This is a genomic window from Nonomuraea sp. NPDC047529 (genome assembly GCF_040642995.1).
GTDB lineage: Bacteria > Actinomycetota > Actinomycetes > Streptosporangiales > Streptosporangiaceae > Nonomuraea.
This window is the reverse complement of the sequence record NZ_JBEYTJ010000069.1, coordinates 1-24,906: the sequence shown is the minus strand read 5'-3', so window position 1 is coordinate 24,906 and position 24,906 is coordinate 1. Positions and strand designations below refer to the sequence as shown.

Sequence of the window (24,906 nt, the reverse complement as noted above, 5' to 3'; positions counted from 1 at the left end):
AGCAGGCGGTTGTGGTGAGCCCGAGAGGTAGACGTTGCCGCCCGGTCTGGCTGCAATGCGCCGCAGCGACGTCGATTCCCTCGATGGCCGTCGAGGGAATGCTTCAGGCGGGAAGGTGATAGGTCAGTGTCGGATGAACAGCCGCACCTTGAAGAGGTGTGGGCGACGTGGACCGGCGAGCGGAAGCTGTGGGTGACCGCGCGGGGCGGGCCGGAGGGGGCAAACCTTCAGGCGCAGTGGCCGGACGGATCCTGGGCGAGCATCGGCGACTTCCGGGCGGACGGCTCGGTGACCAACCCCGACGTGCCCTCGATGTACATGTGGGACCGCAACACGGTGCGCCTGCGAGCCCACAAGTACGGCGCGGTCTCCGGGATGCGGGAGGTCACCGTGCGCCCGCAACCAGCGGTGGCCACCCTGCTGGACAACTTCCAACTCCTGATCTCGGCGCAGGGCGGGCCGGAGGGGGCCAAGCTCGAGGTGGAGGACTCGGGCCACTGGGTGGTTGTCGGCACCTTCGACGCCGCCGGTAAGGTGACCAACCTCGACGAGCTCACGCAGTCTCTGTGGTACGAGGACGTCCTGCGCCTGCGCATCACCAAGAGCGGCCTCACCTTCCCCGCTCTGCCCGGGGCCTGGGTGCGTCCTCCGATGACCGGGGTGTCGGCGGTCCGGTCGGCTGACGGCAAGCTGCGGGTCTCGGTTTCTGGTGGCATGGCGTCGGGCCAGCTTCAGGCGCAGTGGCCGGATGGCACCTGGGCGAGCATCGGCGACTTCAGTGCCGAGGGCACGGTGACCAATCCCGATGTGCCCTCGAGGTACATGTGGGACAGCACCACGATGCGCCTGCGGGTCCACGAGCAGGGCGATGATGAGGTGGTCCACCGGGCCTATGCCATGGTCGAGGCGACGGTCGACTTCCCGCAGCCGCGCATCCTGGCCATCAGCCCGTCGGTCAGCGCCGGTGAGGAGGAGGTACGGCTCCAGCACATCATGGCGTACGCCGACTTCCAGCCCACCGGCTATTTCGCACCGGCGGGCAAGGAGATCACTGTCACGGTCTACGGCCACGCTCCGGGGATGGAAGCGCTCATCGGCACGCCGGGCCTGGCCGACCGCAACGTGCCCAGCCGGTGGAGCCCCAGCATGCGGGTGATCGCCCTCAAGCCCGGCATCAATAAGATCACCGACCCCTACGGTGGCATCGTCCACATCCGCTACACCACCGTCTCCCGTGACGGCGAGGCAGCGTGGCTGCTGCTGGGCGGCGCCGCCCAGCCCATCCCCTACTTCGTTGACGGCCAGACGACCGCCGCCCAGTGGCGCACCATGCTGGCCAGGACGGCGGCGCCGGAAGTGGAGATGGTGGGCGAGCGGGTCGTCATCGCCGCGCTGCTGCCCACCGCCCAAGCCTTCAAGGACACCGACCCGGGCAAGACACTGGCCGCGCACAAGGAGATCCTCGCCCTCCAGTACGACATCAGCGGCCTGGACGGCACCTCCCCCCTGCACGCCCGCCCCCACCCCCACCTGCGCCTGTACGCGGTCGAAACGTACAGCACCGCCCCCCCGCACGCGACGACGGGATACATCGGAATCCCCCATGAGTCCCCACCCGGGTCCGGCATGAAGGCCCTGCTGACCGAGGCGGCCTGCCACTCCTGGGTCATGCTCCACGAGTACGGCCACCACATGCAGCAGGAGACCACCTACGGCGGGCCCGAGGGCATCGGCGAGGTCTCGGTCAACCTGTACGCGCTGGCCGTCCACCGGAAGTACACCAACGAATACACCAGCGAATTCCCCAAACGCTGGACCGCGACCCAGGCCTACCTGAGCCGTCCCCGCGCGGACAAGGTCTTCGAGTCCAGCCAGGTCGACACCCAGGCCATCTTCGAGCAGTTACGGCTCGGCCTCGGCGAGGATTTCCTGCCCGCCTGGCACAAGCACGTCCGGGCCGAGCACGCGAGCTCGAACGACGACGCCGAACGCAAGAAGTGGTTCGTGGTATCGGCATCGGTCGCTTCCGGACACGATCTGTGCGACTTCTTCGCCGACTGGGGTCTGCTCAAGGAGACCGAGAAGGACATCAGGGACGCCGTGCAAGCTCTGGGCCTGCACAAGCCCGCCGCCGGCATGACCGCCATCCAGCCTTACACCTAAACGGGGTCCCGGTTCACCGGTGCCCCCGCCCGGTGCTCCCGCCCCCTGCGGGAGCACCGGGCGCGGGCGCCGCAGCCGCCGGTCTCCCCATGGTCCAGGCCCGGGGGCAGCTGAGGGAGCTGGCCTGTTGCGGACACCGGATTGCGCGTGCGTGGCGACGTGTTCCAGTCGGGGCCTCACGGGCGCGGCTCGACCGCCCGGGTCTGTCTGATGGACCACGAGGAATATCAGGCGTACCTGGATGAGGAGGCCTACCCGTACCACGGCGGTTTCTTCGACTACAGCCCCCTCACTCTGCAGGTGCCCTACGACGACTACTGGTACCTGATCGTCGACAGCTACGACCGGGTCAAGAACGTCACTGTCGTTCAGCTCTTCGACTGATCGGCGGAGACTTCACCACGCCCAGGTGCATCCGTCGGCCTCGTACAGCCCCCGGCCCTGAGACAGCAGCCGGGTGCCATAAGCGATTTCCTGAGACACAGACGGCTGAGACGGCTTGACAGATCACATAAGGTTGTGGAGGTCCTGGTGGACACCGTACAAGATGGCCACCGGCACCGGCACGCCGTCCGGTACCTGCGCGTACGGGCGGACTTGCAGCCGATGCAACTGGATCCGATCGCCTGAGCAGGCATTGAGCAATGTCGTCCTCCGCCGAACAACTGGACAGGCAAGCCGCGGAGTTGCGCGACGAGATCGAGCAGTCGCATGCGCCGAGCGCGCACCGTGCCCAGGCCACCCGAGTGGGGGTTGCCGTAGCATCCGCCGAACATCCAACACATTTGGCTGACCAGCGGAATTCCATCCGCCCATATCCTGACGATCGTGGCAAATGACTACCGTCATGCGGAACTGCGCGACTTCCTGCGATCGCGGCGCAGCCGGCTCACCCCCAGCGACGTAGGGCTGCCGGAGGCAGGCCGACGGCGCACCCCCGGCCTGCGGCGTGAGGAGGTCGCCGTGCTGGCAGGAGTCGGGGTGTCCTGGTACACCTGGCTTGAACAGGGCCGCGACATCACCGTCTCCAGCGGGGTGCTCGACGCGATCAGCAGGGCGCTGCGGCTCGACGCCCCCGAACGACGGCACCTGTACCTGCTGTCCGGCCTGAACCCACCGCCACCCGCCGCGACGGCGGCCGGCTCGGTCACAGCGGAGCTGCGCCGAGTGATGGAGGCCTGGTTGCCCCGGCCGGCCTACGTCATGAACAGGCACTGGGACTTCGTGGCTGTGAATGACGCCACCCGCGCGGTCTTCGGGTACGGCCAGACCGATCAGAACTGCCTGGTCGCCTACTTCAGCAACGAACGCTTCCGCGCCACGAGCCTGGACTGGGCGAAGCACGCCGCCGAGGTGGTGGGCGGGTTCCGCGCGGACGCCGCGCAGTATCCCGACGACCCGGAGTTCGAGCGCATCGCCGGCGAACTCGTCAGGGCCAGCTCTGAGTTCGCCGAGATCTGGGCCCGGCATGACGTCACCGACAGCAACTCGGCCGTGAAGTCGATTCGTCATCCGGACGTCGGCGACCTCCACTTCGAAGCCCTGAAGATGCCGTTGAACGACCACCCCGGCCTGCATCTCGTGCTGCACAACCCCCGGCCTGACACCGAGACCGCGGCCAGGCTCGACAAGCTGGTGGTGACACACCCACGATAACCGGAGTCTGGGTATCGTCCCTGGCAAGCGGCACGATCATGGGCATGAGAGCCATCACGATCCCCGAGTTCGGCGGTGCGGACGTCCTGCGGGCGGCCGAGGTGAAGGCCCCTGAGCCCGGTCCGGGCCAGGTCGCCGTCGACGTCGCCTACGCAGGTGCCAACTTCGCCGAGATCCTCTACCGGCAGGGCGTCGCTCCGGTGCCGCTGCCCTTCGTGCCCGGCATCGAGGTCTCCGGCCACATCCGCGCCCTCGGCCCCGGTGTGACCGGCCTGCGCGCCGGCCAGCCCGTGGCGGCACTGACCATCGTCGACAGCGGCGGCTACGCCGAAGTGGTCACCACCTCCGCTGACCTGGTCGCCCCGCTCGACGGCCTCGACCTCAGCCTGGACGTCGCCGCGGCGATCCCCTCCAACAGCACCACCGCTTTCCTCGTGCTCGACAAAGTGGCCCGCCTCGCGCCCCGCGAGAGCGTTCTGGTGCATGCGGCGGCCGGCGGGGTGGGCAGCCAGCTCGGTCAGGCGGCCAAGCTGCTCGGCGCGGGCCGCGTGGCCGGCACGGTCGGCAGCCACGCCAAGATCGAAACCGCCAGGGGCTTCGGCTACCAAGAGGTGGTGCTCCGCGAGGAACACCCCTCCGGCTTCGACATCGTGATCGACATGGTGGGCGGCACGACGCGCCGTACCGGAATCGACGCACTCAACCCGATGGGCCGCCTGATCGTCATGGGCAACGCCAGCGGCGCCGACGACGTCGGCATCCCGGCCAACGAGCTGTGGTTCACGAACAAGACCGTGTCGGGATTCAACTTGGCCGCCTTCTCCGCCGCCTTCCCCGCAGAGGCGGGACGTGCACTGCGCCGCGCCGTCGCCGCCGTGGCGGCAGGCGACCTGCTGCTGCGCGTCGAGGAACTGACGCTGGATCAGACGGCCGAGGCGCACCGGCGCCTCGAGTCCGGCACGACCACGGGCAAGCTCGTGCTCAAGGTCTCCTGATCAGCAGGACAATCCAGACGCGAGCTGCTCGGCGCGTCCACCATGGCAGCGGCGGTGTGGCCCCGCTGACCCCGCAGCATGCTGGGCTCGACGGCGGCTCTCCGTCAGCGGGTCCGAACCAGAGCCCGCGAGGTCACGGCGAGCCAACCATGGGCGCCGGCTGAGTCGTCGTCCTGAGCGCTGTATGTCCTTGGCCCCCGTCACATGACGAACGATAGGCATTCCGCTCGGGCCCGTCCTGGGTTTCACGGGGCGACAGGGCTGGAGCTGGCCGGCCTGGACGGCGCGCGGGTGGCGCCGGCCGAGTATGTCGGACGGGTATGGCCGCCGACCTGGTGTCTGGCGGCGGCCACGGACGGGTGGCACACGCTCCACCTGGCAGGACCCCAGAAAGAAGACGGTCGGACGGCGGGGTAGGGGTCGGTCGCGGAGCTCGGGGGTTGACCAGCCCTGTCCCTTCCTGCTGCGAGAGGCGTTCTTGGGCTTGCTACCGGCGTGGGCTGAACGAGGAGCCTGGTCGGGCGGCGCCGCCAGATACGACAAGCCCGCGGTCCGCCACGAGGTGACCGTCCTCGTAACGGCCGTCAACGCGTCGCCATCCTTGGCCGCAGGGCGGCCCATGCGATCATTTGTCTGATACATGCCCCTGCTGGTGAGGCGTGCATCAACTTCCGGGATTTCCTCTTCGAGGATCATGCACGTCACCGGACGCCTCGGTGTGCCCCGTTCGCAGACGGAGCTCCAGGACGTCCTCCCTGCCGAAGACCTGCCCGGTGGGAACGAACCCGGCAGAGGTGTAGAGCGCCCTGGCCGCGATGTTGTCGCCACGCACTCCCAACCGCAGCACCGGTACGTCGAACGCGTCCCGCACGTGGGCGATGACCTGTTGGAGGGCCGCGCGGCCCAGCCCCTTCCCCTGGTGATCCTTGTCGATCATCAAGCGATAGAGCCAGATCTGGCCGTCATCGGGGTCGGGGCCGTACATCGCGAAGCCCACGGCGCGCTCATCGTGCATCACCGCACGGGTCACGAAGCCCGGCAGGAACCGACTCTCCGCAATCGAGTACAGGTTCGACGCGATGAGATCAGCCTGGTCGTCAGCCACCCTCAGCTCGGCCACCGCTTCCCAGGTCTCCTGGCACAGGTCGTCAAGACGCACACGGATCGACATGGGTCCTCTCTATCGGACCATTGCGCAGACCGTCATGCGAATATCACCGCGATCAGGCACGGGTGACCATTGCGCGAACCAGCGGGCCGACAGTCACATGCGCCACAGACGGCTCGCCGGAGCCTTCCGCCGTTCGGCAAGAAGTCGCCCAGCATTCGCTTCCTCCCCATACATGCCGTCACGCTCCTCTGCGAGCGTGACGAAGGGCCGCAGTTCACCTGCTCCGCCCCACTTCGTGCGCAAGCTCATGGGCCACCCGAGAACGACGCACCAGGTATTCCAGATGAGAGGTATGTCCCATGTGCCGCACCCATGCACACTCCCACAGCGCACCGGAAGGAACGGCTGCGTTCGCCGACTTGTCCGTCTCAGAGACCGAACTGTCGCCCGCCGACCTCGGTCGGCGCCGCTTTCTGCTGAACAGTGGGCTGCTCGGCATCAGCAGTCTCGGCGTCACCGCTCTGGGAGGGCTGACCACGCGTCCCGCCGCCGCAACCAGCAGAGGCTCCCGCGAGCTCCACTGGCTGGCCGGCGACCATCACGTTCATACGCAGTACAGCTACGACGGCATGTACACCATTGAGCAGCAGGCTGCGGGCGCTCTCAAGCACGGCCTGGACTGGCTGGTCATCACCGACCACGGGCACGCCGCGCACGAGAAGTTCGCGGTCGAGTCCACTTATGCCGACATCGTCACCTCCCGGGCCAAGCACCCTGAGCTGCTGTTGTGGCAAGGGCTCGAATGGAACGTTCCCGGAGGCGAGCACGCCACGGTGTTCTTCGACGGTGCTCGCGATGAGATCCAACTGCTGCGCGCGTTCGAGCGGCTCTTCGACTCCAGGATCAACGGCACCGGCGCCGGCAGCCCGGCGAACGAGGCCAAGGCGCTGGAGGCGCTCGCCTGGCTCGAGACCGCGCTGCGCACGGGTTCGGCGAGTTCCGCGCTGTTCCTGATCAACCACGTGATGCGGCGTGGCAGGTACTCCCCGCGTGACCTGCGCACCTATCGCGACAAGGCGCCGAACATCGCAGTCGGCATGGAGGGCGCGCCGGGCGCCCAGAACGAGCCCAGGGCCCGCGGCGACTTCAACAACACCGCCGACGCCGACTCCTGGGCCGGCTGGCGGCCGGAACACTACCCGACGTACGGCGGCTTCGACTCCATGACCGGAATCCTGGGCGGCATGTGGGACTCGATGCTCGCCGAGGGCAAGGGCTGGTGGATCACTGCCAACTCCGACGGCCACTTCTACAACGGTGACACGATCGTCGAGCCCTCCCGGCCTTCTGACTGGTACGACCAGCACGGCAGATACCCCGATCCCATCGACGGCGGCGTCCCGCTGCGGCACGCCGACTTCTGGCCCGGTCAGTTCAGCCGCACGGTTGTAGGGGCGACCTCACGCAGCCATGGCGCGGTCATGGAGGCGATCAAGGCCGGGCGATCCTGGGTGTCGATGGGCGGCCTCATCGACGGGCTGCACGTCGACGCGCACGCCCCCGGCAACGCCCCGGCCACGTTCGGCGGACGGCTGTCGGTGCGGCGCGGCGACGACGTCACCATCACCATTTCCGTCGATCTCGCCGGCCGTCCCAACGCCGATGAAGAGATCCCCCGGCTCGCCCGCCTGGATCTGATCCGCGGTGCGATCACCGGGCCGGCCGCCGACCCCGACGTCTTCACCGCCCCGGACGTGAGTGTGGTCGAGTCGTTCATGCCGAAGGGCAGGGGCCGGGTCGCCCAGTTCCACTACAAGTTCCGCGACGTGCGCGAGCCGTTCTACTTCCGGCTGCGTGGCACCGACGGCAGGCGCAGCGCTCCCGGCGGGATGGAGCCGGCGGCGGACACAGGCCGCAATGAGAACCCCTGGCACGACCTCTGGTGCTACACCAATCCCACCTTCGTGGAACTGACATAGAACGTTTCGACGACACCCGTCCCACTCGAACCATGGTTTCGGGTGGGAGCGGGGATTCGCCGTGCGACCAGAGCGACAACGGCACCTGTCTCGCGCGCCCGGAACACGCCTTCACCGGCATCGCACCCGGCGCCTACGAGCTGCGTCGCCACCGTGAGCAGGCGGCGTACCCGTGCCGGAGCTCCCGCGTCCGGAAGGGCCCGCTAGCATCGGGGTCCCCCGGTCCCGCCTCGCGGATGCCCCACTGCGACGGACGCCCGGCCGACCCGCCACGGAGCGCGCGTGCCCACGATCGACCCCCGACGTCTCCTCATCCTCCGTGCCTTCGTGCTGTCCGACTCTGTCACCGCGACCGCGGCGGCGCTGCACCTGACGCCGTCCGCGGTGTCGCAGCAGCTAGCGGCGCTCGAGCGCGAGGTCGGTCACGCGCTCGTCATACGCTCGGGGCGCAAGCTGGTGCTCACGCCGGCCGGGCGCATCCTCGCCGGGCACGCCGAGGAGATCAGCTCACGACTGAAGATCGCCGAGGCTGACCTGGCCGCGCACGCGGGCGGTGTCCTCGGGCAGCTCCGGATCGGCGCCTTCCCCACGGCGATCAGCTGGTTGGTGGCACCCGCCATCGTCGAGCTGCGCCGTCAGGCCCCGGGTGTCGACGTCACCGTCGTCGACGCGGAGGCGCACATGAGCCACCGGATGCTGATGCGGGGCGACATCGACGTGACCGTCAGCATGGAGTACGAGTCCGACCCCGAGCGTGACTCCCCCGACATCGTGAAGTTCCCGCTCTACATCGAGCGGTTCAAGGTCGTCCTCCCCCAGGCGCACCCGCTGGCCGGCGAGGAGGGCATCGGGCTCACCCAGCTCACCGAGGAGGGCTGGATCATGCCCTCGCCCGGTAATCCGTGCCGCACGATGGTGCTGCAGGCGTGCGCGGAGCTCGGCTTCCACCCGCCGATCACCCACGTCTCGGACGACTACCGCGCCGCGCTGGCGCTGGTCGCCGCCGAGGCGGGGATCTGCCTGGCGCCGGAGTCCGCGCTCTACGCCCGCGACGCCGACTGGGTGACGATCCTGCCGACGCGCGGCATCGCGCCGCTACGCAAGGTGATCATGACGACGCGGCGCGACAACCAGGGCCACCCCGTCGTACGCGCGGGGCTGGAGGCGATGCGGGCCGCTGTGTCCGAGCCGGACTCGGAGGTCTACGGCCCGCTCGCGCGGTCCGACACCTTCAGCGTCGAGTGACGGCTCCGGCCGGCGGCGCGTTCTCGCGGAGGAAGGCGTCGACGTGCCGGTGGTACTCCTCCGGCTTGTCGCGGCGCACGCAGTGGTGTGCGCCCTCGATCACGACGACGTCGAAGCCGGGCGCGACGGCCGTGAGGCGCTCACGGGAGTGCTTGTCGACGATGACGTCGCCGGTGCCGGTGACGAGCAGCGCCGGTACGCCGGCCGGGCCGACCGTGATCTGCCGCGCGGTCGGCGTCCAGATCCGGCGCTTCTCGTGGACCCGCTGCTGCATGTAGTCGATGTCGACGGCCTTCATCGCCTCGGCGAGCGGGCGCAGCTCCTGCTCCGCCCAGTGGGGCTTGAGCTCGCGCTGCATGTCCATCAGTTCCTCGACCGACGCCGTGCCGGCGTAGTCGAAGGGGTCCTTGGTGGTCTGCTCGACGCTGAGCCACGGGTTGGGACCGGCCTCCGGAACCCACCACGGCGGGTCCTCCAGCACCACGCCGGCCACGAGGTGCGGGGCGTCGGCGGCGACGAAGGCGGCGATCCGCGCGCCCATGGAGTGTCCGACGACGAGCGTCCTGCGCCCGGTCTCGTCGAGCATGTCCTTGAGGATGTCGATCGCGTCCTGCACCATCACGTCGGTGGACGGAACGCCCTCGTGCTCGGGCAGGCGGCCGGGCGACTTCCCGTGGCCCCGCGCGTCCGGTGCCACGATGTGGTAGTCGCCGCCCCAGCGGTCGACGGCGTCGCCGTAGCACGCGCCGGACTCCACGGCGCCGTGGAGGATGAGAATGGCAGGCGCATCTGCTGCGTCCCGCCCATACTCTCGGACGAACAGGTCTGTTCCCACGTGTCCTCATTCACTGCTCTGTCGCACCGGCCCCCGGCCGGCTCACGACGGGGTTGTCGTTCAATGGATCATGGTCGTGATCGTGGCACGCCTCTTCGGCGTCGCGCAACGCTCCCGCCGGTCAGGTCAGGTCAGCAGCTCAGCCTCCGGTGTCGCCTCGACCAGCGCGCGTGTGCAGGGGTGCCGCGGGGAGCGGAAGATCTCGTCGGACGAGCCGGTCTCGACGATGCGGCCGCGCTGCATGACGGCGACACGGTCGCTGTAGAGCCGGATCACCGCCAGGTCGTGGCTGACGTGGAGGAACGAGATCCCCTGGTCGCGCTGCAGGTCGGCCAGCAGGTTGAGGATCTGGGCACGCACTGACACGTCGAGCGCCGAGGTCGGCTCGTCCGCGATGATCAGATCCGGCTTGAGGGCGAGCGCGCGTGCCACGGCGACGCGCTGGAGCTGCCCGCCGGACGCCTCGTGCGGGTAGCGCCCCAGGTAGTCGGCGCCGAGGCCGACCGACTCCAGCAGCGCGACCAGTTCGGCGGTCGACGTCGTCTCGCCGTGCGCGCGGAAGACGTTCTCCAGCGTCTGCCGCACGGTCTGCAGCGGGTTCAGCGACGCCAGCGGGTCCTGGAAGACCATGGCGACGTTGCGCCGCAGCCGCCGTAGTCCTCGCCGGCCGAGGCGGGCGACGTCCTGCCCGTCCGTACGGACGGTGCCGGACGTCGGCACCACCAGGCCGTTGGCCATCCGCGCCAGCGTGGACTTGCCCGAGCCGGACTCCCCGACCAGGCCGAGCGCCTCTCCCCGCTCGACATGGAGCGAGACGCCGTCCACGGCGAGGAAGCCCTTACGGCCTCGGCCGAAGCCACCGGCGGTGCGGTACCGCTTGCTGACGTCGGTCATCTCCAGGATCGGCTCGCTCACCGGGCGACCTCCTGCGGTTCGGGGAGACGGTCGAGGTGGCAGGCCGCGAGGTGCACGCCGCCGTCCTCGCCGGCCGGGCGGACGGTGGGCAGCGGTACCTCCGCGACACAGCGTGCGCCGACCTGGTCGGCGAAGCCGCAGCGCGGCGCGAAGGCGCAACCAGGTCCGGCGTCGCGCAGCGACGTGGGCGTGCCGGGGATGGCGCGCAGCCGGGTCCGCTCCCCGCCGATGTCGAGCCGGGCGTCCAGCCGCGGCGTGGCCGCGCGGAGACCGGCGGTGTACGGGTGGGCGGGCTGATCGAAGATGTCGCGGAGGCTGCCGTACTCGGCCTGGCGGCCGGCGTACAGCACGAGGACGTCGTCCGCCGCACTCGCCACCACCCCGAAGTCGTGGGTGATCAGGAGCATCGCCATGCCGTACTCCTGCTGGAGCCCGCGGAGCAGGGCCAGGATCTGCGCCTGCACCGTCACGTCGAGCGCGGTGGTCGGCTCGTCGGCGATGAGCAGAGCCGGCCGGTTCACCAGGGCCATCGCGATCACCGCGCGTTGCCGCATGCCGCCCGAGAACTCGTGCGGGAAGCGGCGTACGGCCTCCGCGGGCTCGGGGATGCCGACCCGGTCGAGCATCTCGACCGCACGGGCCCGCGCGGCGCGACGGGTGACCGACGGGTCGTGCAGGCGGACCGCCTGGGCGATGTGCGCGCCGATGTCGAGGTACGGGCTGAGCGCGGACATCGAGTCCTGGAACACCATGGCCACGTCGGAGCCGCGGGCCCGGCGCAGCTCGCGCTCGTCGGCGGAGAGCATCTCCCGGCCGGCGACGACGATCCGGCCCCGGGCGCTCGCCCCGCGCGGCAGGAGCCGCATGATCGCCCGGCCGGTGATCGTCTTGCCCGACCCCGACTCGCCGACCACGGCGAGCGTGCGGCCGCCGTCCAGCCTCACGGAGAGGTCCCGTACGACATCGGCGGTGACGCCGCCGCCGGTGAACGAGACGCACAGGTCCTCGACCTGGAGTACGGGGTCAGGCACGGCGGATCCTCGGGTCGAGAAGCGGCATCAGCAGGTCGGCGATCAGATTGCCGACGATGATGAGGAAGGCGGAGAAGAGCGTCACCCCGACGACGATGCTCAGGTCGGACTCGTTCACGCCGGACAACAGCAGGTCGCCGAGCCCGTGCAGGCTGAACACCTTCTCCGCGATCACCGAGCCGCCCAGGAGCGCGGTGACGTCGAGCGCGAACATCGCCACGACCGGCACCATCACGCCGCGGACGGCGTGCCGGTTCACCCGCCGCGCCGACGCGCCACGCGCGGTCATCGCGACGAGGTGGTCGGCCGAGAGTTCGTTGAGCAGCTGGGTGCGGGTGACCCGGATGTAGCCGGCGGCGAGGATGAACGACAGCACCATCCACGGGCCGATCAGGTGCCAGGCCCAATCCGCCGGTGACTCCGAGAACGGCACGAAGCCGGAGTACGGCAGCGCGTTGAGCATGAAGCCGAAGACCTGGACGACGAGCAGACCGACGAGGAAGGTCGGGACCGACAGCCCGAACATCGCGAAGCCGATCGAGAACCGGTCGACGATCCCGCCCTTGCGTATCGCCGACAACGCGCCGAGGCCGATGCCCACGACGAGGCACAGGACGGCCGCGCCCAACGCGAGCGACAACGTGACGGGCAGCCGCTCGGCGATGAGCGTCGTGACGTCGCTGCGGTTCGGGAACGAGTAGCCGAAGCAGGGCGCCTGGCAGTGCACCTGCTGGGTGCCCTCGCCGTACGTACGGCCGGTGAAGAGGCCCTTCACGAACTCGGCGTACTGCCACACCGGGCTCTGGTCGGTCTGCATGTAGGCGCTGACCTTGGCCCGGGTCTCGGGCGGGCACGGCTTGCCGCACATGGCGCGGGCCGGGTCCTTCGAGGCCCCGAAGAACAGGGCTATCGTCACGAAGGCGATCGCGAGGAGCATGAACACCGCGGTGGCCATGCGGCGGGCAATGTAGACGATCATGCAGCATCCTCCATGCGCACGTCGAGGACGTCGCGCAGCGCGTCACCGGCGAGCGTGGCGCCGAAAACGATCAGGAACACCACGGCGCCCGGGAAGAGCATGTACCAGACGTCCGCGCCGCTGTAGATCCACGGCAGCGAGTCCGAGAGCAGTTTGCCGAGGTCGGGAACGTCGCCACGCAGGCCGACGCCGAGGAACGACAGTCCCGCGACCACGCTGACGTTGCCGGGCAGTGACATCGCGAACAGGACGACGACCAGGCCGAAGAGGTGCGGCAGCATCTCCCTGCGGATGATCTGCCAGGGCGCGGCCCCGCTCGCGCGCGCCGCCTCGACGAAGGCGCGGGCGTTGACGGCGCCGGCCTGGGCGCCGATGATCCGGGCCGGGACGGTCCAGCCGAAGAAGGCCAGCACCAGCACGAGGACCAGGCCCCGCGGCATCTCCGGCGGCACGATCGCCATGATCGCGATGACGAACATCAGGCCCGGGAAGCCGAACATGAAGTCGATCACCCGCCCCGCGACGGCGTTGAGCCAGCCGCCGAAGTACCCGATCGCCGTACCGAGGACGGCGGCGAAGGCGATCGACAGGATGCTCGCCCCGAAGGCGATGAACAGCGACGAGCGGATGCCGTAGACGATCTGGGCGAACAGGTCGACACCCGTCACCGGGACGACACCGAGCCAGTGGTCGGCGCTGACGCCACCGAAGGCGCCCAGCGGACGGCCGCCGTCCGGGTCGAGCACATCGGTGTGCAGGGTGTTCGGGTCCTGCCCCTCCATCCACACGAGCAGCGGGGCACAGAGCCCCGCGACGAGCGGCACGACCAGCATGACCAGGCCGGCGACGCCGGACCGCTTGCGGAGGAAGCGGCCGAGGACCGAGGTGCCCCGGCCCTCCGCCTGCTGGATCTCAGCGATCGACACCGACGACCAACTCGTTCGCGAACGGCGGGTAGGCGGGGATGAAGTAGTTCATGATCTTCGAGCCGGCCAGGGCCTGCGTGCGCTGCACGAGGATCGGCACGACCGGGGCGTCCTCCATGATCTGCCTGTCGATCGCGGCCCACATCTTGGCGGCCTTGTCGAGGTCCGGCTCCGCGATCGCGGCGTCGATCGCGGCGTCCACCTTGGGGTCGGAGAACTTCGAGGCGTTTCCGCCGCCGTTGCCGATCTCGCTCGACGCGAACAGCGGCTGGATGGTGCTCATGCCGCTCGGGAAGTCCGCTCCCCAGCCGTTCGTCGTCAGGTCGTAGTCGCCGTCGGCGGACGAGATGAGCTCGGACCAGGTGTTGGCGTCCAGGCCCTTGAGCTCGACCTTGACGCCGACCCGCGCCAGCGAGTTCTTGATGCTCTGGGCTTCCTTCTCCTCGATCGCGCTCACGTCGGTCGGATAGGTCAGCGTGAGCTTCAGCTCGGAGACGCCGGCGGCGGCGAGCAGCTCCTTCGCCTTGCCGACGTCGCCGGTGTCACCGCCGTCGTACAGGTTGTACTCGGTGTAGCCGGGGATGCCGGGCGTCATGATGGTCGAGGCGATCTGGCCGCCGAACTTCGGGCCGCCGTACACGCTCTGCACCTCGGCCTTGTTGACCGCGTAGTTGATCGCCTGCCGTACGCGGACGTCGGACAGGCCCGGGCGCTTGACGTTCATGGCGAGGTAGCGGAAGTAGCCCGAGGGGCTGTTGGCCATGCGGTCGGAGATCGACGGGTCGGACTGGATCCGCTGGAACTGCGACGGCGAGATGAGCGCGTTGCTGATCGCGGTCTGGTCCTCGCCCTTGTCGTCGATGAGGCGCTGCACGATCGTGTCGTTGTTCAGGCCCATGTCAAGGACGATCTTGTCCGGGCCGGCGAACCGTACCTGGTCGCTGTCGGCCGTCCAGTTCGGGTTGCGGTCCAGCACCGCCTGCGCCCCCTTGCGGAAGCTCGTCACCTGGTACGGGCCGCTGGCGACCGGGTGCTCGCCGTATGTCTCCGGCTTGGTGTCGGCGGCGGCCGGCACCGGCGCGAAGGCCGGCATGCTGACGATCCACGGCCAGTTGCCGAACGGACGCTTCAGCCGGAAGACGATCTTGTGGTCACCGGCGACCTCGATGGAGTCGAGCTCCTTGCCGTCGTACGGGCCGTCGTAGTCGGTGCCGCCGACCAGCAGCGTCTTGTGGTAGCCGAGGCCCCCCTGGAACATCGGCGCGAACGACCGCTCGATGCCGTACTTCACGTCCTGGGCGGTGATGGGGCTGCCGTCGGAGAACTTCAAGCCCTCCTTCAACGTGAAGGTCCACGTCTTGCCGCCGTCGTCCGTCGTACCGGTGTCGGTGGCGAGGTCCGGGACGAGGACCGTGTCCTTGTCGGGGAGGGTCCGCCACGAGGTCAGCCCGCGGTGCACCCACCGCAGCCGGCTGGTCGGCACCATCTGCGCGTTGGCGGTCTCGAAGGACTCGGTAGCGCGCCGCGAGAGGTAGTGCAGGGTCCCGCCCTTGGGCACGGACTCCAGCGGCGCCGCGTTCTTGCCCGTCGTCGGCTCTGTGGACTGCGAGGTGGACTGCGAGTTCGCGTTGCAGCCCGCCGTCACGAGGGCCAGGACGAGGGCGAGCCCTGCGGGCACCACTCTCCGGGATCGATTCGCCATAGATCGCGCTTCCTGTGAAGCGGCCCCGATCGGTCGGGTCCGCTGTGGATCTCAGGAAGGGAGTCTGTTGGCGAGCGAGAGCACGCGTCCATCGAGGAGTTCTGCACCGGATCTTTCAGATTTTCTGAAAGATCGCGGGGATCCGCGCGCGCGGCGTCAATGATAGTCCGGCAACCCCGGCGGCCGGAAGACCACGGCGCCCACCCACGGGACCCGGCAGGGGAGCTCACCGGTCGCCGGGCCAGTGAGCAGCTCGCCATCTGGTCGTGCCAGCGGTTCACGCGTCATGGGACTCCAGCACCTTCATGAGCGGGAGCGGGTTGCTGCAGTCCCGGTAGGACACCACCTGCCCGTCGCGGACCCGGAACACACCATTCGCGCCGTCGCCGCCGCGGCCGGGGTCAACGCCGGCCTGGTGATGCACTACTTCGGCTCCAAGGAACAGCTCTTCACGCAGGCCGTCCAGGTCGAAACCCACGAACTGCCGCCCGGCGAGCCCGCCGAAGCGCTGCTCTCGATGCTGCGCAGACGCCTCGACGACGAACCGGCAGCGTCGCCGGCGCCGTTGCGTTCCGTACTCACCCACGCCGGCGCCAGTGACGACTTCCGCGACAGCGGGCGCGCCTGGCTGTCCCAGGTCGGCGAGGCCATCCCGCACCGGAACGCGGACCTGCGGGCGGCCCTGATCACGGCCATCATCACCGGTGTGGTCATCGACCGTCACCTTCTCAAGCTGAGCGCGCTCGCCGATGCCTCCGCCGACGACATCATCGAGCTCCTGCGTCCCTGCTTCGAAAGCCTGACGGGCGAGCACACCAGCCCTTGATCGGCGCGCTCGCCGCCCGAGCGCCCGGCCGAACGGGGATCTCCGTGCGCCGAGGATCGCGATCTGCGGCCAGACCTGGTCCAGTCGCGGATCGATGAACTGAGGGAGGAGGGCGATGGTGAAGGTGCCCGCCTTCGGGTTCAGCAAATTGGTCAGCAAACCGCTGGTGAACGCGCGGCGTCCTGACATCGCTCCCCGGGATGGCGGCTCCACCACCGATCTGCCGTCGCGTCCAACGCAGGACATGGCCGACTGGCACGGCACCGCACGGCGCGCCGGGCAGCGCCATGTCCGTGCCGCCGGCGAGTTGCGTCCTCAGGCTCGATGATCCGGAAAGCGGCCCCCGTCTCGGGGCCGGCGAACGCGCCGAGCCTGCCCCCGCCGGTCCTGTGACCGCGCCTGCACCGCACCCCACCGCGCTCGCCGCCCGGCGTACGTCCTGGCGAGGCTGAGCTCAGTCGACGATCGCGCCGCTGGTCAGATTGGCGATCGTGCCGGTCATGGCCCCCGCTCGGTCCGAAGCCAGGAACGCGGCTGTCTCCGCGATCTCGGAGAGCGTCGGAAGCCTCTTGAGCAGCGTCCCCTGCGCCATCGCCCCGCCTTCGAGCATCTCCTGGACCGACTGCCCGGCCGCTGCCGCGGTCTGCTCGAAGAGCTCCTTGGTGTAGGAACCGGCTGCCGGCGCGTCGACGACAGCGTGCGGACGGATGCCGACGACCCGGACGTTGCTCGGTGCCAGCTCCGCCGCCAGAACCCGGGAGAACGCCTCCTTGCCGGCCGCGCTCACGGCGTGCCCCAAGATGCCGCCGACGGCCAGCTTGGCACCCGGCTCCGACAGCGTCAGGATCACACCGGGACGCTCGCCCCCCATGTGCCGGGCCACAGCCTTGCTGGTGATGAACAGCGTCCGCAAGAAGCCGTCGATCGGCCGCATGAACTCCTCCAGCGACAAATCGGCCAGCGAAGTCCCCTGGTCGTGCTGGACACTCACGGCGTTCACGGCGATGTCGATGCCGCCGGCCGTCGCCGCGACCGCGTCGGCGTGCTTGTCGACCGCCTCCTGGTCGAGCACGTCGACCTGGGCGGTCTCGACCTTTCCGCCCGCGGCGGCGATGTCACGCGCCACGGCGTCGAGCTTCGCCCGTGTCCGTCCGGCGATGAAGACCCTCGCGCCCTCCCGGGCGAAGACCCGTGCAATGGCGCCGCCGATGGCGCCGCCGCCTCCGTAGATCACAGCGTTCTTGTCCTTGAGCAGCAATCCACTCATTGGTGACCTCCACATGATTGTTCTTCCGGATGGACAGGCGGGTTCCCTGGTCGCGGCCATGTCACCGTCCGGCATACGAGTGCTCACTTGCGTGATGCAAGCGAGGCTAGTGGGGTAGCCTTGCATGACGCAAGTGCTCCTCGGAGAGGTGGGGTCGCCATGCTGGGCAGGACCTATGACACGCAGGTGTGCTCGGCCGCCAGGGCACTGGAGGTCATCGGCGAGCGCTGGAGCCTGCTGATCGTGCGCGACGTGTTGTTCGCCGGGGCGACCCGGTTCGCCGACTTCCAGCGCCTGGGCATCGCGACCAACATCCTGGCCAAACGCTTGGACAGCCTGGTCGACGCGGGCGTCCTCGAACGCCGATCGAGCAAGGAACACCCCGATCGCAGCGCCTATGCCGCGACCCGGAAGGGACTCGACCTGGCACCCGTGATCATCGCGCTGACGGAGTGGGGTGATCGATGGGCGGCGCCCGGCGGCCCGCCCATTCTGTACCGGCACACCGGTTGCGATGGGGCGATCACCGAGCAGACCACCTGCGACACCTGCGGGGAGGTCACCGACCTCGCGCAGATCCACGTCGTCCACGGCCCCGGCTTCCCCGAGGCCCTCATGATCGCGCGGAAGAATCGCCCGGAGGTCGCCGACCTGCGATGACACTCCGCTCTCGGAGACGAGGGCTCAGCCCGGTAGGCGGGATCCCGCGCACTGCGACGGCCACACCCCGCCCCGCTGGCGGACAAGGCCGGATGTGCCACGGACGACCCGGCTGTCGGGTGTCTTGCCGAACCGCGGCGCGTGGCCGGCGGGGCCACGGTCCTACAGTGCGTTCAGGTCGATGGTCTCCGCCATCGCGTTCAGGCCCGCGTCGTTCGGGTGGAGCCAGTCGCCCTCTTGGCCGTCGCGGACGTTGAACTCCGGGCGCAGCCGGTCGGGGTCGTCCGGGGCGACGAGGGCGCGTTCGAAGTCGGCCACGGCGTCGTACTCGCCGCCGGTCCTGATCCAGGCGTTGACCTGGTCGCGGACCTGCTCCGGACCGTACGGCTCAGCCGTACCGTCGGGGTAGAGCCACGGGTTGCCCTTGAACGGCATGATGGTGCCACCGACGACGCGGATCCCCCGGGCGTGGGCGCGCCGGATCAACTCGCGGTGTCCCGCGATGATCTGATCGGCGGTGACATCGGGGTCACGACAGGTGATGTCATTGATGCCCTCCATCACGATCACCGTTCGCACGCCCGGCTTGTCGAGCACGTCCCGCTGGAAGCGGGCGAGGGCGCGTTCGCCGAAGAGCGGATGGTCGTAGAGGACCCGGTTGCCGGAGATCCCGCTGTTCAGGACGGTCAGCCGGGTGCCGGAGGCGACGAGGCGCTCGGCGAGCTGGTCGGGATAGCGGTTGTCAGCGTCCGGGGTGGAGCCGGTGCCGTCGGTGACCGAGTCGCCGAAGGTCACCACCGCGCCGCGGGCTGAGGCGCCGAGCACGTCGACGCCGCTGAGGAAGTACCACGACTGGGTGGTGTCGGTGAAGGCGGTGCCGCGCGGGTCGAACCGGTGGTCGCCGGACGCCCGGTAGCTGGTGGCCGAGGAGATGTCGTGGAAGGTGGCGGGTCCGGTCGCGCCATGGAAGTAGAGGGTGACGGCCAGCCGGTCGAGCGCCTGAAGCTGGAGCGGGATCGGGTCGCCGACCAGCTCCTGGCCGGCCTTGACCACGGCGTCCGCGCGCCGGGAGAAGGTGACGGCGCGCAGAGTGCCAGGACGTACGGCGGCGCCGGTCGAGGCCTTGGCGATCGTCGCCCCGTTCACGGTGAGAGGCGCGGTGCCGTACCGGTTGGAGACGGTGATGCGGAGCGCGGCTCCCGGCCCGGTGACGCGGAGCACCTGACGGACGGACTGGCGTTCGAAGCCCCGCTCCGACCAGTTGGACGACCACGGCAGCCCGCCGGGTGAGGGCTGCTGGACGGCTGCCGCCCAGGCGCCCGTCCAGCGGGGCTGCGTCGTACCGCCTTGGGCGGGGACGGCGGTGAAGGCGAGGGTGAGCGCGGCCAGGGTCTTGGTGAACAGCATGAGTGGAGGATCCTTGGGTCAGAAGTCGATGGCGTGGTCGGCGGCCCACTGCGCATAGGTGCGGGCGGGGTGGCCGGTGATCCGCTCGACGGTGTCGTTGACGTCCGCGGGCTTGCCGACGCAGGCCGCCATCAGCTCGAACAACGCGCCGAGGAAGGCTGGATCCATGAAGGCGCTCATCTGCTCCAGCACCGGCGCGGGGTCGAGGTCCTCGACGGTGAGCGGGCGGCCGAGAGCCTGGCCGAGGATGGCGACCTGGTCGGCTTGGGTGAGCGACTCCGGCCCGGTCAGGTGGTAGGTCTGCCCGGCGTGGCCGGGGCGGGTCAGCGTCGCGGCCGCGACGTCGGCGACGTCCGATTCGTGGATGGCGCTGAAGGCGGCCTTGGTGTATGGCGCGCGGATCACGTCGCCGCCGGAGAGCTGCATCGCGAAGGTCAGCGAGTTGATCGCCGGGAAGAGCAGCCGCAGGATCGTCCACTCCAGGCCGGACTCGCGTATGGCCCGCTCCACGTCGCCGTGGTACTGGGCGATCACATCCGGCTGCGCGTCTGCGCCGTCGACCACCGCACCCGAGGACAGGAAGACGATCCGGCTCACCCCGGCTTCGCGGGCGGCGGCCAGCAGCGGCGCCGGGTCCATGCCGTACTGCAGGACCAGCAGGAGGGCGCTCACTCCGTCGAGCGCGGCTGGGAGGGTTTGGGGCTTGGTCAGATCGGCCTGGGCCAGTTCGACGCCCTGCGGCAGGGCGGCTCGTTCGGGCGTGCGGGTCAGAGCGCGGACGGGGTGGCCCGCGGCGTGCAGCACTTCGACGGCTTGTCGGCCGAAGCGGGCGGTGGCGCCGGTTATGAGGTACATCAAGGACTCCTATCTTAAGAACGGAATGCTCTGTTCCGGTACTGTAAGGCGGCGCAGAGCGCGTCGACCTCCTCGTCGGTGTTGTAGTAGTGCACCGACGCCCGCACCACGGCGGCCAGGCCACGCTCGCCCAGGTCGTAGCGGGCGGACGTGACCGCGGACACGCTGGTGTTGATCCCGGCCGCGCTCAGGCGGCGGTGCACGTCGGCAGCGGACTCGCCGTCGACGGTGAAGGTGACGATCCCGCACAGCCTCTGCCCCCGGTCCTGGACGGTCACCCGAGGCAGCTCCCCCAGCCGCCGCCGCAGCCGGGCGGCCAACGCGGTGACGCGCTCCGCGATCGCCTCGACGCCCCAGCTCAGGGCGTAGTCCACCGCGACGCCGAGGCCGATCTTGGCCGCGTAGTTGGCCTCCCAGTTCTCGAACCTGCGCGCGCCTGAACGGATCTCGTAGGTGTCCTGGCCGGTCCAGGTGGCAGCGTGCAGGTCGAGGAAGGGCGGTTCCAAGGTGTCGGCGAGCCGCTTGGAGACGTAGAGGAAACCCGTGCCGCGCGGCCCGCGCAGGAACTTTCGGCCGGTGGCCGACAGCAGGTCGCAGCCCAGCTTCCGCACATCGACCGGGAGTTGCCCGACGGACTGGCAGGCGTCGAGCAGGAACGGTACGCCCGCGGCGCGGGTCAGCCGGCCGATCTCGGCCGCGGGGTTGACCAGTCCGCTCTGGGTCGGGACGTGGGTGACGGCCACGAGCTTGACGTCGGCGGCGAGCCGCCGCTCCAGGTCGCGCACCGACAACTGGCCGTGCTCGTCGTCGTCGACCACCTCGACCCGAGCGCCGGTACGGCTCGCGACCTGCAGGAAGGCGATCACGTTGCTGGCGTATTCGGCGCGGGAGGTCAGGATCCTGTCCCCCGGTCCGAAGCGCAGCGCGTAGAAGGCCATGTCCCAGGCGCGGGTGGCGTTCTCGACCACGGCGATCTCGCCCGGCAGGCAGCCGATCAGCCGGGCGATCGCCTCGTAGACGGCGTTCACCCGCGGAGCCGCGACGGCGGCGGCTTCGTATCCCCCGATCCGCCCCTCCAGCCGCAGGTGTCCGATGACGGCGTCGAGCACCGGGGCCGGAGCGAGCGCCGCACCGGCGTTGTTGAGATGCACCACCTCGGCGCATCCCGGGGTGTCGAGGCGGGCACGTGCCACATCCAGGAGACTCACGGCAGTCGAGGTCCCGCCTCGCGCTGGGCGGCGAGCCAGTTCTCCACCTCGTCGGCCCGGCTGGGCAGCGCGCCGGACAGGTTGACCGCGCCTTCCGCGGTGACCAGGATGTCGTCCTCCACCCGGATCCCGATCCCCCGGAGCTCGGCGGGAACCAGATCGTCCTCCGGCTGGAAGTACAGCCCGGGCTCGACGGTCAGCACGTTGCCCGCGCCGAGCTCGCCCCCGCGATAGCGCTCGGGCCGGGCGTTGGCGCAGTCGTGCACGTCGGTGCCCAGCATGTGGCCGAACCCGTGCAGCGTCCACCGCCAGTAGTGCATCGATGCCGGGTCCATCGCCTCGTCGGCGCTCACCTTGAGCACCCCGAGCTCGACCAGGCCCTCCGCGAGCGCCCGCATGCAGGTCAGATGGACGTCGGCGAACTTCACCCCCGGTTTGACCGCTGCGATGCCGGCCTGCTGGGCGGCGTGGACGATGTCGTAGACCTCGCGCTGGAGCGGGGTGAAGGCACCGGAGACCGGCAGGGTGCGGGTGATGTCGGCGGTGTAGAGCTGACGGCCTTCCACTCCCATGTCCATGAGCAGCAGCTCGCCGGGCGCGGTGAAGCCGTCGTTGCGCTTCCAGCACAGGATCGTGGCGTGCGCTCCGGCGCAGACGATCGAGCCGTAACCGACGTCGTTGCCGTCGTGCCGGGCGCGCAGCCCGAAGACGCCTTCGATCAGCCGCTCGGACACGCCCCGGTCGGCGGGCAGCACCCGGGCGACGTCCTCGAACCCCCGGATGGTGGCGTCGACCGCCTCCTGGAGCCGGCGGATCTCCCACTCGTCCTTGACGAGCTTGAGTTCGGCGATCGCCGCCGAGAGCGCCCGGTCACGGACCTCGTCGGCGGGCACGGCCGCGTCGACCCTGGCGTCGAGCCCGCGCAGCACCCGGGTGCGCCCGGGCACGCATCGCGCCAGGGCGGCGTCGAGGCCGGCCAGCGGGGCGGTGTCGACACCGAGCTCGGTCGTCTTCTCATCGAGCGTACGGCGGCGCCCGGCCCACAGCTCGCCGGCCCGGTCGCGGAAGAACTCGTCCGTCTCCCGCGAGGAGCGCTGGTGGGTGTAGAGCAGGGCGTCACCGCCCGGTCGCAGGACCAGCACACCGTCGGGGTCGTGGTCGCCGGTGAGGTAGGAGAAGTCGCTTCCCGGGCGGAAGCGGTAGAGGGTGGCGTTGGCGCGGATCTTGGCAGGTCCGGTGGGGATGACCAGCGTCTCCCCGGGAAAAGCGCGTGACAGCTCGGCGCGGCGGCGCGCGTGGTGCGGCACGCCCGGTTGGGGACGCACGTCCAGCGGCTGGTCGAGCCAGGCCGCGCGCATGAACTCCAGGAGCCTGGGCGGGAAGTCGGGGTCGTGGGCGGCCTTGGTCATCGCCGGCTCCCGGTCCAGTCGACGTGGAGTTCTTCGTGAGCGGCGAAGCGCAGGAGATGCCTGGTGACGACGTCCTGGACGCCGCCCAGCGCGTCGGGGTCCGCGGCCTCGACGACCAGGACGAGCACCCCCTGGCTCGACCGCAGAGAGCAGGCGCCGGAGCGGAAGGTGATCGTCGCGCACCCCGGGCCGGTGTGCTCGGCGGCGGCCTTGTGACCCAGATGGGAGACGAGCTGTTTGGCGTACCGCTCGGGGCGGTCGGTCGCGACGTGTGCCGTGGACAGAAACATGCACCCTCCAAGTGTTTAGATATGTCGACGCTTTAGGCGCTCGGCAGTCTGCCAACGCCTCGCGCGATTTGTCAAAAGCGTCGACAGTCCTCGACACTTGACCCCATGACCGATGAGCAGCTCCTCTCTCTGCGCTCATCCGCGCAGTACAAGGCGCTCGGGCACCCGATGCGCCACCGCATGGTGAACCTGCTGCGCCAGCGCCCGGCCACCCTCAGCGAGCTGACCACCGCGCTCGACTCCACCAAGGGCACGATCGGCTACCACGTGCGGGTCCTGCGCGAGGCCGGACTCGTCCGCCTCGCGAGCACCCGCCAGGTGCGCGGCGGCACCGAACAGCGCTTCGAACTCGTCAACCGCGGCTTCCAGCTCGACGAGGAGACCGGCGCCAGATTCCTGCACGACGCGGCCCTGGCCGAGATGTCACCCGTACGACCGGGCGACCCCGGCCACACCGTGCTGCACCACGTCTGGCTCACCCCGGAAGAGGCCCGCACGCTGGCAGGACGGATCGAAGACTACGAACACGGTCAGCGCCTCAACCCCGAACACGGCACCGAGGCCTACGGACTGCTCCTCAGCCTCTACCGCGCCGACATCCCCCGCCTGCCACCGGAAGGTCAACCCACTTGACAACACGTCGACCGGCCGCCGGGGCGACAATCTGCCGCCACTCCTCAGCAGAGGATGACATTCCCCGTCCCGCCGGCTGCAAGGAGAGCGCCGGATCGGAGGCCATCATGGGCCGACCACAGCACCGTTGGCGGGGGCTGCGTTCATGAACCATGGGCCAGACGACGACAGCGCCGGGCAGCCGGCGGGCTTCCCGTCGGCGCGCCGCCGGTTCACAGGTCGTCTACGCGAGTGAACGTCAGTTCGGCGGCCGAGCAGGCATCGGTGAGGTCGGTGATCGCCTCCTTTCTCGGCGGCGTCGACGAAAACGCCCCACCGGAGTTTCACCGTCACGCACTCGCCCGGGTAGCGGCAATAAGCGCCCCGGTAGGGAGGAGCTATTCATTGGCGTCGTTTTCACCGCCGAAAGCCCCAGGGGTGTCCCCTTAGACCGTCCATGGTCATGACCTGCGGCGGGGCCGCCTGAGCGGATGCGACGCCGAGCAGAACGGCTGTGCGGTGGCCAGGACGCGCGTCGTCACGTCGGCACGCGGAGTGCGCTCCGCGCGCACATGGTCAACCAGCGGCGCGGAGCGCGGGCTTGATCTGACCATCCGTCGTGCTCGACATGGCGGCCGTAGTAGCCGCCGTTCCAGGGCGTCCAGGCGCGGCCGTACCTGCTCCACGGTGAGTGAGGTGACCTCCAGCCGCATGCCGCAGTTGACGTCGTTGCCGACCGTCTGCGGGAGCAGCGCGCCCTCGGTCTCGATGACCGTGCCGATCGGGATGCCCGCCCCCTTGTGGAAGTCAGGGGTGAGGACGAGGCGGACCAGGC

Annotated in this window: 24 protein-coding genes; 10 read left to right on the top strand and 14 right to left on the bottom strand. The window is 69.7% G+C overall.

Going from position 1 to position 24,906, the window contains the following annotated elements:
* Positions 1-126: 126 nt before the first annotated feature.
* The 4 genes from ABZ815_RS50740 (at position 127) to ABZ815_RS50725 (ending at position 4,814) form a co-directional block, all read left to right on the top strand.
* Positions 127-2,163 carry a M60 family metallopeptidase gene (locus ABZ815_RS50740; protein ID WP_357710178.1) on the top strand — a complete coding sequence of 679 codons (2,037 nt, stop codon included), beginning with the start codon at positions 127-129 and terminating at the stop codon, positions 2,161-2,163.
* A gap of 147 nt (positions 2,164-2,310) precedes the next feature.
* On the top strand, positions 2,311-2,547 hold the full coding sequence (locus ABZ815_RS50735) for a DUF1883 domain-containing protein (protein WP_357710176.1): 237 nt from the start codon (positions 2,311-2,313) through the stop codon (positions 2,545-2,547).
* Between the two features lie 444 nt (positions 2,548-2,991).
* Positions 2,992-3,819: a helix-turn-helix transcriptional regulator gene (locus ABZ815_RS50730; RefSeq protein WP_357710173.1), complete on the top strand. Its 828-nt coding sequence runs from the start codon at positions 2,992-2,994 to the stop codon at positions 3,817-3,819.
* A 44-nt stretch (positions 3,820-3,863) separates the two neighbouring features.
* On the top strand, positions 3,864-4,814 hold the full coding sequence (locus ABZ815_RS50725; RefSeq protein WP_357710170.1) for a zinc-binding dehydrogenase: 951 nt from the start codon (positions 3,864-3,866) through the stop codon (positions 4,812-4,814).
* A 664-nt stretch (positions 4,815-5,478) separates the two neighbouring features.
* Here ABZ815_RS50725 and ABZ815_RS50720 read toward each other — a convergent pair.
* Positions 5,479-5,985 (bottom strand): GNAT family N-acetyltransferase, encoded by a 507-nt coding sequence (locus ABZ815_RS50720; protein WP_357710168.1) that lies wholly within the window; start codon positions 5,983-5,985, stop codon positions 5,479-5,481.
* 359 nt (positions 5,986-6,344) lie between these two features.
* On the opposite strand from ABZ815_RS50720, the gene ABZ815_RS50715 reads away from it, so the two are divergent.
* Both ABZ815_RS50715 and ABZ815_RS50710 read left to right on the top strand, forming a co-directional pair.
* On the top strand, positions 6,345-7,904 hold the full coding sequence (locus ABZ815_RS50715; RefSeq protein ID WP_357710166.1) for a PHP domain-containing protein: 1,560 nt from the start codon (positions 6,345-6,347) through the stop codon (positions 7,902-7,904).
* A gap of 282 nt (positions 7,905-8,186) precedes the next feature.
* Positions 8,187-9,149: a LysR family transcriptional regulator gene (locus ABZ815_RS50710; RefSeq protein ID WP_357710164.1), complete on the top strand. Its 963-nt coding sequence runs from the start codon at positions 8,187-8,189 to the stop codon at positions 9,147-9,149.
* Here ABZ815_RS50710 and ABZ815_RS50705 read toward each other — a convergent pair.
* The 6 genes from ABZ815_RS50705 to ABZ815_RS50680 form a co-directional block, all read right to left on the bottom strand.
* Positions 9,136-9,984, bottom strand: a complete 849-nt coding sequence (locus tag ABZ815_RS50705; protein WP_357710161.1) for an alpha/beta fold hydrolase — start codon at positions 9,982-9,984, stop codon at positions 9,136-9,138. The two genes, ABZ815_RS50710 and ABZ815_RS50705, sit on opposite strands and share 14 nt — an antisense overlap.
* A 126-nt stretch (positions 9,985-10,110) precedes the next feature.
* Entirely contained in the window at positions 10,111-10,899 is a 789-nt protein-coding gene (locus tag ABZ815_RS50700; RefSeq protein WP_357710159.1) for an ATP-binding cassette domain-containing protein, read from the bottom strand.
* The gene (locus ABZ815_RS50695) at positions 10,896-11,930 is read right to left on the bottom strand and encodes an ABC transporter ATP-binding protein (protein ID WP_357710156.1); all 1,035 of its coding nucleotides are present in this window, start codon (positions 11,928-11,930) and stop codon (positions 10,896-10,898) included. Before ABZ815_RS50695 ends, ABZ815_RS50700 begins: the two co-directional genes overlap by 4 nt.
* The gene (locus ABZ815_RS50690; protein ID WP_357710154.1) at positions 11,923-12,909 is read right to left on the bottom strand and encodes an ABC transporter permease; all 987 of its coding nucleotides are present in this window, start codon (positions 12,907-12,909) and stop codon (positions 11,923-11,925) included. The genes ABZ815_RS50695 and ABZ815_RS50690 overlap by 8 nt, the downstream gene beginning before the upstream one ends.
* Positions 12,906-13,835, bottom strand: coding sequence for an ABC transporter permease (locus ABZ815_RS50685; protein WP_357710152.1), 930 nt, complete (start codon positions 13,833-13,835; stop codon positions 12,906-12,908). Before ABZ815_RS50685 ends, ABZ815_RS50690 begins: the two co-directional genes overlap by 4 nt.
* A complete protein-coding gene (locus tag ABZ815_RS50680; protein WP_357710150.1) occupies positions 13,822-15,537 on the bottom strand; it encodes an ABC transporter substrate-binding protein in 1,716 nt (571 codons plus the stop codon). The genes ABZ815_RS50685 and ABZ815_RS50680 overlap by 14 nt, the downstream gene beginning before the upstream one ends.
* Positions 15,538-15,823: 286 nt before the next feature.
* Here ABZ815_RS50680 and ABZ815_RS50675 point away from each other — a divergent pair, with 286 nt between their 5' ends.
* Entirely contained in the window at positions 15,824-16,363 is a 540-nt protein-coding gene (locus tag ABZ815_RS50675; protein WP_357710148.1) for a TetR family transcriptional regulator, read from the top strand.
* A gap of 115 nt (positions 16,364-16,478) precedes the next feature.
* Positions 16,479-16,691, top strand: a complete 213-nt coding sequence (locus tag ABZ815_RS50670) for a hypothetical protein (protein WP_357710145.1) — start codon at positions 16,479-16,481, stop codon at positions 16,689-16,691.
* Between the two features lie 126 nt (positions 16,692-16,817).
* On the opposite strand, the gene ABZ815_RS50665 is transcribed toward ABZ815_RS50670, so the two are convergent.
* Positions 16,818-17,621 (bottom strand): SDR family oxidoreductase, encoded by an 804-nt coding sequence (locus tag ABZ815_RS50665; protein ID WP_357710143.1) that lies wholly within the window; start codon positions 17,619-17,621, stop codon positions 16,818-16,820.
* A gap of 168 nt (positions 17,622-17,789) precedes the next feature.
* Between ABZ815_RS50665 and ABZ815_RS50660 the strand changes: the two genes are divergently transcribed.
* A complete protein-coding gene (locus tag ABZ815_RS50660; protein ID WP_357710140.1) occupies positions 17,790-18,290 on the top strand; it encodes a helix-turn-helix domain-containing protein in 501 nt (166 codons plus the stop codon).
* Positions 18,291-18,452: 162 nt separating this feature from the next.
* Here the strand turns inward: ABZ815_RS50660 and ABZ815_RS50655 are convergent, their stop codons facing one another.
* The 5 genes from ABZ815_RS50655 to ABZ815_RS50635 are packed head-to-tail and all read right to left on the bottom strand — an operon-like array spanning position 18,453 to position 23,459.
* Entirely contained in the window at positions 18,453-19,697 is a 1,245-nt protein-coding gene (locus ABZ815_RS50655; RefSeq protein ID WP_357710138.1) for an SGNH/GDSL hydrolase family protein, read from the bottom strand.
* 18 nt (positions 19,698-19,715) lie between these two features.
* Entirely contained in the window at positions 19,716-20,552 is an 837-nt protein-coding gene (locus tag ABZ815_RS50650) for an NAD(P)H-binding protein (RefSeq protein WP_357710134.1), read from the bottom strand.
* A 14-nt stretch (positions 20,553-20,566) separates the two neighbouring features.
* Positions 20,567-21,745 carry an aminotransferase class V-fold PLP-dependent enzyme gene (locus ABZ815_RS50645; protein ID WP_357710132.1) on the bottom strand — a complete coding sequence of 393 codons (1,179 nt, stop codon included), beginning with the start codon at positions 21,743-21,745 and terminating at the stop codon, positions 20,567-20,569.
* A gap of 11 nt (positions 21,746-21,756) precedes the next feature.
* Positions 21,757-23,169 (bottom strand): aminopeptidase P family protein, encoded by a 1,413-nt coding sequence (locus ABZ815_RS50640; protein WP_357710129.1) that lies wholly within the window; start codon positions 23,167-23,169, stop codon positions 21,757-21,759.
* Complete coding sequence (locus ABZ815_RS50635; protein ID WP_357710126.1) at positions 23,166-23,459, bottom strand: DUF2218 domain-containing protein; 294 nt, start codon at positions 23,457-23,459, stop codon at positions 23,166-23,168. Before ABZ815_RS50635 ends, ABZ815_RS50640 begins: the two co-directional genes overlap by 4 nt.
* 105 nt (positions 23,460-23,564) lie before the next feature.
* Here ABZ815_RS50635 and ABZ815_RS50630 point away from each other — a divergent pair, with 105 nt between their 5' ends.
* Complete coding sequence (locus ABZ815_RS50630) at positions 23,565-24,092, top strand: helix-turn-helix domain-containing protein (protein WP_357710123.1); 528 nt, start codon at positions 23,565-23,567, stop codon at positions 24,090-24,092.
* Between the two features lie 440 nt (positions 24,093-24,532).
* Here the strand turns inward: ABZ815_RS50630 and ABZ815_RS50625 are convergent.
* On the bottom strand, positions 24,533-24,906 hold a 374-nt coding region (locus tag ABZ815_RS50625), incomplete at its 5' end, for an RtcB family protein (RefSeq protein ID WP_357710120.1).